Genomic DNA, 12,980 nt, shown 5'->3' on the forward strand with positions numbered 1-12,980 from the left:
GACCTTTTGGAAGGCGTTCTCACCATGAAAAATGGGAACTTAAAGGCACCCCCGCTGCCGGTGGTGATCCTGTCTACGGCTGATATAGATGCGCCGATCTGGACCAATAAACAGCATATTGCGGCGCGCCTCGTGGCCGAGCGTGAGGTCCATTATATTGAATCCCTCGGTCTGCGGGCACCGGGATTGAGCGTCAAGGATCTGCGCCGGATCCTGGCGCGGATTTCGACAATCCTTTGGAAAAGGAGCAATCCTCCAAACATCAACGCATCTGGCAAGCGCCGTGAAGGCGTCGAGGCGTTACATAGACATCTGCCCATGGTTATCCCGTTTCACGCCTTTGCGCCGGTGCGTGCGTTCAATCGGTGGATGATCAAGCGCCGTATCCAGCCGCACTTGCCCGAGCGCTATGCGCTTTGGAGCTTCTCACCCCTGACCTATGGGCTGGAGGAACGGGCGGAGATGGTCGTGTATCATTCGGTCGACCTGTTGCACACGATTGACGGCATCCCGCGCAAAGCGTTGCTTCAAGCCGAGCGTCGGCTGGTTACGCGGGCTGATGTGCTGGTTGCATCAAGTACAGGTGTCGCAAACCATCTGCGGGCCCTCCATGCGAACCCGATGGTGTGGGAAAATGTCGCCGACATCGATCTGTTTCAGGGGCTGCGCGCACCGGCATCGGATCGTGAGCGGCGCGCTATTTTCGTCGGCAACCTCACACCCAGCAAAATCGACTTCGCAATATTCGAGGCCATCATCGCCAAGGGGGTACGGCTTGCGCTGGCAGGACCGTTCAGCATTGATGGTACGAAACGTGACCCCGCGCTTGCCCGGCTGCTGGCCTCGCCACTTGTCACCTATCTTGGCACGCTGAACCAGCAGGAAATGGCGGTAGAAATTGGCAAGAGCTGGGTCGGGATCATCCCCTATCACCTCAATCAATACACAACGGGCGTGTTTCCAATGAAGGTCTACGAGTATCTGGCTGCTGGTTTGCCGGTTGTCGCAACGGCATTGCCAAGCATATCGGGCCGTGCGATCCCCGGGGTCACGATCGCCTCACCACAAGAGTTTGCCGAGGTCGTTGCTCGTGCTTGTACAGGCGAATACGCTCCCCCGCCGGGTGATTTCAGCAAAAACAGCTGGGATGCGCGCCTTGAACAGATCCGGACATTACTCGATTCCGGCCAGCAAAGGGCCGTGGAAGCTGCGCTTTAGGATGCCGATGCGCTATGTTCGCGACGCGCTACCGCTTATGCGCAGTCTCATTGCTTATGCGGCGATGCCGGCAGCAGGGATAATCACGGCCCCAATCCTGGCGCACGCCCTGGGCGCCACCGGGCGAGGGCAGTTAGCGGGTATTCTTCAGCCCATGACCCTGGCCGCTGCCGTGGCAGCGCTCGGTGTACCCTCTGCCGTTACTTATTTCATCGGCCGGCAGTCTCCACCAGGCAAGGTCATTCGGCTGGCGGTGGTCATAGCACTGATCATGACTTTTCTCGTAGGTTTGGCGTTGTTCTGGTACTCTGCGAGAATTGCCGAGCAACTCGATATAAGCCGTACTTTCTTGCTGCTGATTTGGGCGGCGTTCTTGCCGAGTGCCTTGATCGCCATCCGGCGTGGGCACATTCAGGGGTTGCGGCGATATGGTGCGCTTGATCTCGAGCGGATGCTGGGGTCAGGTTTGCGTGTGGGTGCCATCGTCCTGCTCTGGATAATCGGCGTGAAATCCGTGATCGCCTTTGCCGCCATCTATATGATTGCAGGACTCAGCGCATCGGCGGTGCTTCGGCTTCCGGGGAATGCGAATGCCGCAAACACATTGAGACGCCAAAGCGGCAACATAATCCCGGAATTTACAAGCGCGTCTTTTTTCTCATACGCGATACTGTCCGCCTTCGGGACGATTGCGGCTACAGTGTCAGCCCGCCTCGATCAGGCGATCATGCCTGCAATTGTCGCGACCAATGATCTGGGATACTATTCTGTTGCCGTCACGGTTGCAGAAGTGCCTGGAATTATTACGGCAGTGCTTACGCGCAACGTACTGGCCGAAGTGGCTGGCGGCATCCACAGACAATCAGTGCTTCGCTCGATACTGCTCGGCGGATTTGCGCAGGTGGCCTTGACCATCGTAATCCTCGTAAGCCTTCCCTATGCCGTTCCTATCGTGTTCGGTGGGGATTTTGCGCCTGCTGTGGCATTAATCCGGATTCTGCTGCTGGGTACCTTTATCGGTTACTGGGCCAATGTCGTCGCCGCGTATCTCGGTGGCCTGGGCAGGCCCGGCTACAATTCTTTGGGGCAGGCCGCCGCCGCGTTCACGACGATCATTCTGTTTTGGGCTGCCTGGCAGCGAATGGGCGCCGCGACAGCTGCATGGATCAGCGTCTGGTCGCAGGCCGCTGCACTCGCCACGGCGCTTGTTCTGGTTACTCGGCTAAGTCCGCGCGGACAAAGCCGGAATGTTTCAAACCCAAATGCGGAAGACGCAAACTAATATGCTTCTTACAGAACCGGCTCGTCTCTGGCTCCTGTCCACCCGGTACCATCGCGAAGGTAAACGCCGAAGGGCACGGCTGATTAAAGCCTATCTTTTCCTTGTTTTTCGTGCCGCTCTCCCGCCGGAAGCGGTACTTGCGGGGCTTCCATCTCTTGGTCATTTTGCGATGAATATCGTTGTTCATCCCAACGTATCCCTGGGTCGCGATGTGAGGCTGTGGCATTGCGTTACGCTGTCAGTCAGCGATTCTCCCGGGACCAAATCGCGATTGACCATCGGCGACAGAGTAGAGATCGGCACGGGTGCGGTGATCATCGCTCCCCTGCGCAGCAGCATGTCCATTTGCAACGATGTCAGGATTGGGGCGAACTCGGTTGTGACTCGTTCGATTACACAGCCTGGCACCTATGCCGGCGCCCCTGCGGTGCGCGTCATACCACGCGAAAAGGTTGAATAATGCGTATCCTCTTCGTCACGCTTGAGGTCTTCGGCGGCGCGAAAAAAGGCGGCGGTGAACGCTATGTAACGGAACTGGCCCGTGCCGCGCGAAACCGGGGGTTGACTGTCGATGTCGTTGTTGTGCGGTCCTTGCGCGAATTTGCAGAACTTGGCGATCTCGATGAGCCGGCGCATGCTATTTCGTTCTGGAATTTTGTTACTCGCGTGCGCACCTGTGACGTTGTCCACGTGCATCAGCTCAACACTCCGGGCTTCGACTATTCGGTCATACTCGCAAAATTGTTTAGGAAATTACTGGTGTTGACTGACCATGGAGGGGGGGTGTTAACACCGGGGCGTGTGCTTGGACGCGCGCGGCTCAGAATGCTGGACGCAGCAGCCTTTGTAAGTGACTGGAGCAGGCAAGACGTCGATCCTCGAGGCTTGGTTGCGCGCCATGCCATAATCTTGGGCGGTGGAAACCATTTGCCCGAAGCGCAACCATTAAAACGCCGCTATGACTTCGGCTTTGTCGGCCGACTGATACCTCATAAGGGGGCACATATCGCGATTGAGGCATTGCCTGAAGGAAGGAGCCTGATCATCGCTGGCCAAGCGCGCGAAGCCAAGTATTTTGAGGTGCTAAAGCAACTCGCCGCCGGCAAGGATGTGACCTTTGTTTCGGACGCTTCTGATGCCATGGTCGCAAATCTACATAAGTCTGTAAATTATCTTCTCGTTCCTTCTGTCGACAAGTATGGGAACCAGACATTTTCCCGTCCAGAGCTTCTTGGCATAGTGGCGCTGGAAGCATTGGCGGCTGGCACACCAGTCATTGGCTCCAATCTAGGAGGGCTGGGAGAGGTTCTAAAGCTTGCGGGACAGCAGGCTGTGACGCCGGGAGATGTTGGTGAATGGCGACATGCATTAATTCTTTCTGACGGGATTTCGCCAGAGCAGTTACGATGCGCCGACTTCACCTGGGATGCCGTTGCGCAGCGGTGCGAAGAGCTTTACTCCCGTGCGCGTTCGCACATATAATGCGAGGTTAACCAGTTTAATGCGGTTGTTATTCGTCTCACGATCATTACCCTTCCATCATCTTGGGGGTATGGAGGCTGTCGCCTGGGACTTGGCTCGAGCCCTTGTGATGCGGGGGAACGACGTCGAAATTCTGACGACACGTTGCTCCAATTTAAAGGAATTCAATGAGAAAGATGGCGTTCGAATTCGAACAGTCGACGCGCGTTCTGGTCGATATTCCAAACGGTTCTGGGAGGCTACGGTCGAGTGCTACTCAAACGAGTATCGGCATCGCGTCGATGCTATTCTAGGGATTGGAATGGGTGCGCACGCGATAGCTCGCAACCGCAGCCCAGGAGACAAGCCTGCTCTCATCATGCAGTCGCACGGACAGCCATGGGGTGAGTTTCTTTCGAAACTAAGTGTGAAGAGCCCGATTTCCTGGATGAAATCGCCCAAGAACCTGCTTGAGTTTTGCCGAGAAACGACATTACGTCGATACGACCGAATTGTGGCCGTTGGCCCATCCGTTGCCAATGTCCTAAATCGCACTCCTACCCGATGGATGCGGGGAGATGTCCCGGTGAGCGTTATATCAAACGGAGTAGATCTCAATCACTTCAAGTATAGCTCGGCCGCTCGAAAGGACATTCGAGACAAGTTCGGCATTGATGCCGTGGCCCCGGTTGTTATGTCCGTTTGCAGGCTACATGTTCAAAAGGGACTGCTCGAGTCACTACAGGGGTTTAAACGTGCGCTACAAGTTAGGCCGGAGCTTCGTTACTTGATTGTTGGGTCGGGCCCTGCCGAAACCCGGCTTCGCACATATGTGACGGAGCACGGATTAGCCGGTGCCGTGATATTCACAGGCGCTGTCGATCGTTTGGATATTCCACGATATCTCAGCGCTGGAGACCAATTCATATTCACATCGAAGCGGCAAGAAGGGCTGGCGCTAGGCCCGCTTGAGGCGGCCGCGTCTGGCATGCCGTCGATTTTGTCTACCCATCTGGCAATTGAGGGACTGGCAGCGTTGACCGTCGAGCCAGATAGTTCAGATGAGATCGCACAAGCGATTTTGTCGCGACTGGCAAAAGTGACTGACAGTAGGCAATCCATTTTACCACGCACTTACTCACTCGATAAAGCCAGCGAAGAATATGAGTTAATGTTCCGGTCGAACATGGGTTAACGTTTCCTCTTCATGTTGGATCGTATTAGGACGTTTCTTACTTCGAGAGGCTGGACGTATTCGGGGGTGAGCTCTCCGATTCTAATCAACATGCTAGACACGGTGATTTAGGCAGTTTTCCGCACCATTCCGTATTGCACAAGCCAGGTGCTAACGTCGGATTGCGATGGCCGTGAGGACACCGCATTGGATGGTTTGCTACTCTGCGACACGTCCACATCATCCAAGCGTTATTCTCTTGAGCACGCGACCACCCGATACCTTCAGCTTTTTGAAGAGACCATTTCACGCCGCTGACATTCGTCGCGCGCGCATAGACAGGTTGCTCCTCCCACTCCTTATCACCGTCCGCGCACCTGCTGCGACACGTCGCTGACGGCTGCCCAAACACCATAACATCACGACACCCATCGATCTTTGAACCTTGATCTCACGCTGGTCACACCAATGGCGCGAGCGGGCGCGGCCGTGCGCACGTGCCGCCATGATTTTCCCACCTGCCCAATTTTCCCCGAGCCACCCCCATTGATGAAGGTTAAAATCGTGCGACATCTCGACGTAGTATTGGCCCATGACTATCTCACCCAGCGTGGCGGAGCGGAACGGGTCACCGTGGAACTCGCGCGGGCGCTCAACCCGCGTTATTTGATAACCGCGATTTACTCCCCGGAAGATGCATTCCCGGAAATGAACCGGATTTCGATACAATCGACCGCGTTGAGCAGAGTGAAGTTGTTTCGCAGAGATTCTCGTCTGGCGCTGCCATTGCTTGCTTCTACCTGGAATTTTATCAGGCCCGTGCGTGCGGATGCCGTGGTGTGCAGTTCATCTGGTTGGGCGCACGCGTTGCGGACTGCGGGGGCAACCCGAAAGATCGTCTATTGCCACAACCCGGCACGATGGCTTTATCAGGCGGATGATTATCTGCTGGATCGCCCATGGCCAGTGCGGGTGGCGTTGGGCCTCTTGCGAGCGGGTCTGTTGAAATGGGATCGCAAGGCGGCGGCCTCCGCGGATGTCTATATCGCTAATTCCACCTCGGTTGCAGAGCGCATTCGGCAAGTTTACGGCCGCGAAGCCCGCGTGGTTTTCCCGCCGGTTTCGGTTGATCCAACCTTGCCGGCAGAGCCAGTTCCGACGCTCGCGGGTAAAACCTTTTTCCTCATGGTGGGACGGTCACGTGGATACAAGGGAGCGCAGCCGTTGGTGGAGGCGTTCAGGGGTATGCCCGAGCACGTGCTTGCCGTTGCCGGTGGCGGCAAGGTTCTGGATGCGCCTGCCAACGTTGTGTCGACAGGTTACGTCAGCGAGGCGAAGTTGCGTTGGCTTTATGCCAATGCGCGCGCGTTGATCTCTGTGTCACGAGAAGACTTTGGATTGACGCCAATTGAAGCGAACGCGTTCGGCACGCCGGTTCTGCTCTTACGGGCAGGTGGATTTCTCGATTCGACGGATGAAGGCACGAGCGGTCTTTTCATCGACGACGCGACACCAGAGGCGATCCGCAGTGCTGTGCGTGCTTTCCCGGACACATGGGATACCGACGCCATCAAGCGTCATGCGGATAAATTCAGCCCTCATCGGTTTCACGAGGCCATCCGTCGCATCGTTGCGGAAACATGCAACGCCGGGTGAAATGCTCGCGGCTCCAGGTACGGATTGAAGGAGGAATTATGCGCCGAAGACGTCTGCTGAAAGCCTCACTACTGTTTGCCACAGGCTGTGCCGCGTGGCCGGTCAGCGATGTTCACGCCGCCATCGAAAGAGAAATCTATGACGTTAGCGATTTCGGCGCAAAGGGTGATGGACGCAATGATGATACCGATGCGATCCGGACCGCAATGGCACGGGCGGCGGCATCCAGAAGACCCGCGACTGTCCATTTCCCCAAAGGCCGATATATCTTCAGCACCCTGGAAGAGCAGTTTGACGACATCGAGTTCAGTGGTGAGTCGGCGGTCCTTGTATCGACATTGCCAGTCGGCACTCCTCAGCCGGCAATCTGGTTGCACGCCAGGAAGCTTTGGATCCACGATCTATCGCTTGATTACACCGATCCGATTGATGTGCGCCGACCCGGCGTCGTCGAGAGCCGCAAGCCCAACGCCTACGGTTTGCGCCTTGGCGGCGTGCGTGACCCGCATTTGTGGAATGCAGAGCTGGTTCGGGTCGAACGCGTTCAGGTCACCAATGCGCGGGGCGGCGGAATCCAGGTCTCCTATGCCAGTAACGTTACGGTTCGCGGCTGCCGCATACGCCAGGTTTTGGGCAACGGATTGGGTTTTGACGGTTGCGTGGCCAATGTTCTTGCCGAAGACAATGACATTGCCCTGACGGGTGACGATTTGCTGGTTATTGTCACGGACTTCCGTGTTCCCAACGGCACGCGAAACGTGATCTTTCGCCGTAACACTGTGGCGAAAGGCTACGCCAAGGGCATTGCTTCCAGCGGAGTTCACGGCATGGTCATCGAGGAAAACACCGTGAGTGACACGTTTGCGGGCGGAATTGTGGTGTTTTCCGATAGCTATTATCGGCTGGGGCGATCGATAGACGTGACTGTCAATAGCAACACCGTTAAGGCGGCAGGCCGCTTCTTTGGCGAAGGACAGTTTCGTAGAGAGGCATCACCCGTTGGCAACTCGATTTATGTTGCCGGTGGATCGGCAAACGTGGCCATTCGCGGCAACACGCTCATCGGATCTGTGCGCGACGGCATCGTCGTGACGACAATTAAAGGCCTCTCGATCGTCAAAAACAATGTGCTCGACCATCCGGGAGTGGGCATATTGGTTGGTGATCCAAGCGATATAGACACGAAGCGGGTCAGTCATTTTCAAATCGCATTCAATTCCGTCCGGGACAATCGTGATGGCATCATCGTCGGATCGGCAACAGACGGCACAATCACGGACAACGTGATCACGCTGGCTCCCCCGGGTAGGGGGCAAGCACTTGTTGTGGCTAACAGCAGCGCAGTCATCGTCCAGAAGTGAACGATTGGCACATGATTGCCGTGGAATGCATCTTCCACAACTGCTCATAAAGGTGAAATTTGGATACGCTGAACCAAATTCTATTCATTGGGATCTGCTTTTTTATCCTGTTGCGCTTCTACTGGCTGGCCTTGCGGAACACGCCATGGAAAGGCTTGCTGTCTGCGCTGGCATGTATTTTATATATATTTTGCTTGTATGGCTCGGCCTTGATGCAAGTAGCAGGTCTCAGCAGCACGAAGCTTCTGGGGCCCCATATTCTGCCGCCTGCCCAGGCCTATGAACTGGGTGGACTGGCAGGCAAATGGGCGATCGAATTATGTGTGATTTTGCTGGGTGAGGTTATGGCGGGGTTTCTCGTGCCACAGCGTAACCCCCTTATTTCTCAACGCTCCTTTTCCAGAGCGTCCGGCGAATTCAATTTTGTTATGCGCAACGCTGCCCTTGCGTTGATCGTAGTCGGTTCCATTTCAACACTGGCGTTTCATTCCGACCTGTCCAGCCGTGCGGATGGAGGGCAGGGGGTGGTGACCATTCTCAAGACCTGCCTGGCGGTGGGGTTGTGCGTGTTTGCCTTCCATAACTTCTTCAATCAAAGGATTTACTGTCTGGTCAGTGCCTGCGGGATGATCCTGCTGGTTACGGGGGCGGTCAGAAGTCCGGTTCTCTCCGTGGCCCTGGCGTTTTTCGCGGGCAAGATTGCGCGCGGAGAAGTCACTGCAGCTATGCTGATGCGATACGCCGTGTACGGGCTTGTGCTTGCTGTTGTAGGCGGGGCCATGTCGAACTTCCGGGGCGACGTTGTTTCAGGAAGGGGGGCTGATCTTTATACCGCGTTTGCGGAGTCGATCGAAAACCCTTTTACCGCCGTATATGGGGGAGGTATCGATACGCTTGATGGCTATCGCCTGGCACAATTTGTCCAGCCTAACGAACCGGCTCGTCCCGGGAATATTCTTGTGGCCATCACGACCTTTGTCCCTCGCGCTCTCTGGCCCAACAAGCCACAGGATCTGAGCCTCGACATCACCAACCGGTATCTACGGTGGGACCAAGGGGGTATTTTCCTGTCTTTGGTCGGTTACCTCTCTATCGCATTCGGCGGTTACATTCAGGCACTGCTTGCACTTTTCATATTGATGACCGGATTGTGCGGACTATACCGAAAGGTGTTTGCAACCTTTTACGGATTTATAGTTCTGCTGATGACCTTCCGCCTATTCCTGGGCGGGTCTCCATTCGATATCTATTTCTGCCTGGTATACCTGCTCATTTACACTCTCGCTCAAATCCCCTTCAAGCTGATTTGGGCTGGTTATTCTCGGAAAACATACTCAGGTGGTTGGCCTGTATAACGTTATGGCGCTCCGTCTCTTAACCAAACCGTTAAGGACAGCGCGAGGTTAAGGAGGTCGATAGGCACGCAGGTGATCTCGGCCATTCCACCGGTTCGCGTGCCGATCGAGCGAAGATGCTCAAGGGTGAGCCAACAGCTTGATCACCTCCAGGGAAGTGCCTTCTTCCGCTATTCATAAAGGCGCTGGAAAGTTTTGCCGCCATTGCTCCGGCCGAAGCACGAGCCGGTACGATATGCGCCACTGCGCCTTCTGAACATGATCGGTGTACGCCGCGACGATCTCAGGGGCGGAGCCTACGAGACGTCGTCAGCGCGTGAATGCCCATACGCCTCTTAACACCTGTAATGGGCAATTTCGGCTCCGACCCTCTGACTGGCCGAAAGCGACGCGGATGCCACCGTCTTACCCTTAAGACCGCCAGCAACACCAAAGAGGAGTTTCCCATGCGAGAGCCCATGCTGAATGAACTATCGTTGATCCGATCTGTCTGCATGCAGAGGAGCGGTGAAATTCGTGATCTTCTTTTCCGTGGTCAGATTTTCGCTCGGAGGCAGGTCGCATGAGACGACTTCCACGATCCTTTGATGTGGTCATCGATAATCTCTCTCACGTCGCGGCCGCATATTCTGATGGCGTAGCCGCGCGGGTACAGCACGAAATCTGGAGACGCCTCGCCAACATTTTTAAAACGGAGGACTGGGAGGTATCCGAGAGCCCTTCGGGTGTAAAAATTTCTTCTCGTGCCAGCGACGCGATAGCATATCCCCGGGCAGAACTTGTGGAGGCAGCGCTTGTCGCAGCCGCGCGACGCCCGGTTACGATCAAGACTCAACAGATCGTACCGAGTTTGAGCGCTCATTTTGGAGAGACCGAGAAGATCGCTCCGCTTGTCGGAACTCGACCCTGGACAATACCGGATGGATATGTGTGCCGCAGCGCTCGCCTATGATGCGTTGAATGTCGGTGAGATGCGTTTTGCCGAGCAGGCCGTTGTGGGTGGAGAACGCTACGACCGACCGCTTTACCACGAGTGCCTTGCCCGACTGTTGGATCCAGACGGTGCCGTCGTTCTTCCCGGAACCTATATCGCCGCCCTGGAACGCCTCGGATTGACGCGGGTCTTTGACTGGTATGTCGTTCGGGAGACCATCCGCCAGCTCGAGTATCGGCACGATGTTGCGATGGGCTGCAATGTTTCGGCGCTCTCTGCTGTGGATGACATTTGGTGGACATCCGCTTTTGCTCAATTGCGCCGACGACCAGATATTGCCAAACGGCTTGTCATCGAAATTACCGAAAATGCAACACTCCCAAGCGTGACGGATGCCATGGCCTTTATTTCGGCCGTCCAGGGAGCCGGTGCGCGTGTCGCTCTCGATGATTTCGGTGTGGGTCACCTTTGCCCCGATTTTGCTTGCGAAGCCAACGCCGACATCGTCAAAATCGATGGGTCATATGTGCGCAACCGGCTTTCCAACGACGGGCAGGATCGGCTCCGGGATTTGGTAAGCCTCGTCGGCGAGTTCGCGCCGATCGTTGTGGTCGAGGGTATAGAAATCGCCGATGACCTGCACGCGGCGAAGGCAGCCGGTGCGAAATATTTTCAAGGCTATTACTTTCAGGCACCGGTATTTCCCGATCGTTTGGTCAATCGGTCTCATACGATAGAACGGGAGGAGGTCCGTTGACAGGCGAAGAGAGCAAGCCGCTTGGCTGGATATTGGTAAAGGGCAAGGTTCAAATACGAGCCGGAGAAACCCTGGCGAGCCTCTCGATGGACAGTGCGCAGGCAGGATACGGGCGGACTAGCGCTCTACTTGCCCGGCTGGCCAGATTCCGGCCTCTCGATGACCGGCCGGAGCATGCCTGGGCACATGCTCATATCTGTGATCAGAAAATTCAACGAATTGTTAGCGATCCGTCGTTCGGCTTCGGCACGGACGATGTTCGGGCCATTATGTCGAGCTACCAAGCGGGTTTGATCGCAGGGCTTGACGGTCTGAGCTTTTCCTTTGACGATCGGATGCACGCACCATTTAGCCGCGACGAACTTCGTGACGTCAGCGCGATGGGTTTTCGCCATGGAGATGCCATACGGCAATGGTGGGCTAGCTACACGGCGTTGGTAATGGCCTATTTCGATGGGAGGTCGGTATGAAGAAAACCTCCAAGACCGCTCAATCTGAAAACACTCTCCCGCTTTTATTCATACCAGGACGTTGAATATCGGCTCGATCGTTTTGCATTCGTTTTGATTTTGCGAAGTTTGGTGCCGGTTTTCTTACTATGATTGGCACTGCTCGTAAAACTTGCAATCGCGGCAACGACAGCTTTTGCATTGTCCGCCTTCCATTCTGGGACCGGATGCGAAGGGCTGCCGTGAGACGTGGCACGGGCTATATCGCCTCGCTGCAGCATGACTGGGCAGTCAAGCCACAAGCTCAGCTGAGCTACGCCATCGCCAATCTCCGTTATCAGATCGTGGACGGCACGAACGTCACCGTTTCTGACACCCGTTCATAACAGAATAGACCGCTTCTCCGGCAGCCGTAGCCTCGGCGCGTCTTACACGTGCGGGAAATGACAAGTGCTCGCTTTTACGCAGACACGTCTGCAAAGGCCAGCCTGATCAATCCTGCCGACAATTATTCCTGCAAAGCAACAGAAGAGGTGAAGATCAAGTGTTGAAGAAGCCAGCCGTGACCAAAATCCTGACAAACCAGATTGAAACCGCTCTTCAACCGTCAGGCGTGACGACGAGTCTTCCCTCCGTTGAAGCGACCGCGAAGATTGTCAGCGCCTGGGTGAAGAAGAACCACATACCGGCCGCGGCGCTGCCCGGACTGATAACTGTCGTATCGAGCAGCCTTAGGAAAGCAGCTTCAGGCAGCCTCACAGATGTCACCGCTTCCACTCGCGCGCCAGCTGTTCCGCGCCATCAATCGGTTACAGATGAATGGATTATCTGCCTGGAAGACGGGCTCAAATTTAAATCCTTGAAAAGGCATCTGCGGCGTAAGTACGGCCTTACTCCTGATGAATATCGCTCAAAGTGGGGGCTACCCTCGTCCTACCCCATGGTGGCACCAGCCTATTCTCGCCGCCGCTCTGCACTGACCCAGCGGTTAATATGGAACAAGAAAGCAGATGGGACACAGTAAACGAGGACCGACGAATTGAAAAAGCGTGGAATATCAGGACCGCGCTGTGCGTTTGGGAGAAGCCAAACCGCCAAATTCAAGACCGGGCATGGATCAAGTCCAGCGTTTACAATCCATCACAGCGTGCCATATCTCTGCACAATTTGGTCGCTGTCGGGCAAGTAGCGTTCACGTTGCCGTGCAGCAGAGCCGGAGAGATGCCAATGTGGTTATCAAGTTCTTCGGAGAAAACCGCCGGGCAGCAGGAGCGTCATATGGTCGTAGGATGTCGGGAGCAGTAACTTCGACTTGATAGTGACGGTGGTGGTT

12 protein-coding genes are annotated in these 12,980 nt (G+C 55.6%); all 12 read left to right on the plus strand.

Translation table 11 applies throughout. From position 1 onward, the window contains the following. Positions 1–24: 24 nt before the first annotated feature. The 12 genes from QE408_RS06235 (at position 25) to QE408_RS06290 (ending at position 12,671) form a co-directional block, all read left to right on the plus strand. Positions 25–1,218 (plus strand): glycosyltransferase, encoded by a 1,194-nt coding sequence (locus tag QE408_RS06235; protein ID WP_306929429.1) that lies wholly within the window; start codon positions 25–27, stop codon positions 1,216–1,218. Continuing rightward, positions 1,157–2,500 carry a lipopolysaccharide biosynthesis protein gene (locus tag QE408_RS06240; RefSeq protein WP_306929430.1) on the plus strand — a complete coding sequence of 448 codons (1,344 nt, stop codon included), beginning with the start codon at positions 1,157–1,159 and terminating at the stop codon, positions 2,498–2,500. Before QE408_RS06235 ends, QE408_RS06240 begins: the two co-directional genes overlap by 62 nt. Position 2,501: 1 nt before the next feature. Beyond that, positions 2,502–2,960 carry a hypothetical protein gene (locus QE408_RS06245; RefSeq protein WP_306929432.1) on the plus strand — a complete coding sequence of 153 codons (459 nt, stop codon included), beginning with the start codon at positions 2,502–2,504 and terminating at the stop codon, positions 2,958–2,960. After that, positions 2,960–3,982 (plus strand): glycosyltransferase family 4 protein, encoded by a 1,023-nt coding sequence (locus QE408_RS06250; RefSeq protein ID WP_112360521.1) that lies wholly within the window; start codon positions 2,960–2,962, stop codon positions 3,980–3,982. The genes QE408_RS06245 and QE408_RS06250 overlap by 1 nt, the downstream gene beginning before the upstream one ends. 70 nt (positions 3,983–4,052) lie before the next feature. Next, the gene (locus tag QE408_RS06255; protein WP_306929436.1) at positions 4,053–5,156 is read left to right on the plus strand and encodes a glycosyltransferase family 4 protein; all 1,104 of its coding nucleotides are present in this window, start codon (positions 4,053–4,055) and stop codon (positions 5,154–5,156) included. 417 nt (positions 5,157–5,573) lie between these two features. Next, positions 5,574–6,791 (plus strand): glycosyltransferase, encoded by a 1,218-nt coding sequence (locus QE408_RS06260; protein ID WP_306929438.1) that lies wholly within the window; start codon positions 5,574–5,576, stop codon positions 6,789–6,791. A gap of 38 nt (positions 6,792–6,829) precedes the next feature. Continuing rightward, on the plus strand, positions 6,830–8,152 hold the full coding sequence (locus QE408_RS06265) for a right-handed parallel beta-helix repeat-containing protein (protein ID WP_306929440.1): 1,323 nt from the start codon (positions 6,830–6,832) through the stop codon (positions 8,150–8,152). A gap of 59 nt (positions 8,153–8,211) precedes the next feature. After that, positions 8,212–9,507 (plus strand): hypothetical protein, encoded by a 1,296-nt coding sequence (locus QE408_RS06270; RefSeq protein ID WP_306929441.1) that lies wholly within the window; start codon positions 8,212–8,214, stop codon positions 9,505–9,507. 920 nt (positions 9,508–10,427) lie between these two features. Then, entirely contained in the window at positions 10,428–11,198 is a 771-nt protein-coding gene (locus QE408_RS06275) for an EAL domain-containing protein (protein ID WP_306929443.1), read from the plus strand. Further along, positions 11,195–11,668: a hypothetical protein gene (locus QE408_RS06280; protein WP_306929445.1), complete on the plus strand. Its 474-nt coding sequence runs from the start codon at positions 11,195–11,197 to the stop codon at positions 11,666–11,668. Before QE408_RS06275 ends, QE408_RS06280 begins: the two co-directional genes overlap by 4 nt. Positions 11,669–11,889: 221 nt before the next feature. After that, a complete protein-coding gene (locus QE408_RS06285; protein ID WP_306929447.1) occupies positions 11,890–12,033 on the plus strand; it encodes an autotransporter outer membrane beta-barrel domain-containing protein in 144 nt (47 codons plus the stop codon). Positions 12,034–12,209: 176 nt separating this feature from the next. Continuing rightward, positions 12,210–12,671: a MucR family transcriptional regulator gene (locus tag QE408_RS06290; RefSeq protein ID WP_306929449.1), complete on the plus strand. Its 462-nt coding sequence runs from the start codon at positions 12,210–12,212 to the stop codon at positions 12,669–12,671. Positions 12,672–12,980 lie beyond the last annotated feature (309 nt).

It is taken from the genome of Agrobacterium larrymoorei, from assembly GCF_030819275.1.
Lineage (GTDB): Bacteria > Pseudomonadota > Alphaproteobacteria > Rhizobiales > Rhizobiaceae > Agrobacterium > Agrobacterium larrymoorei_B.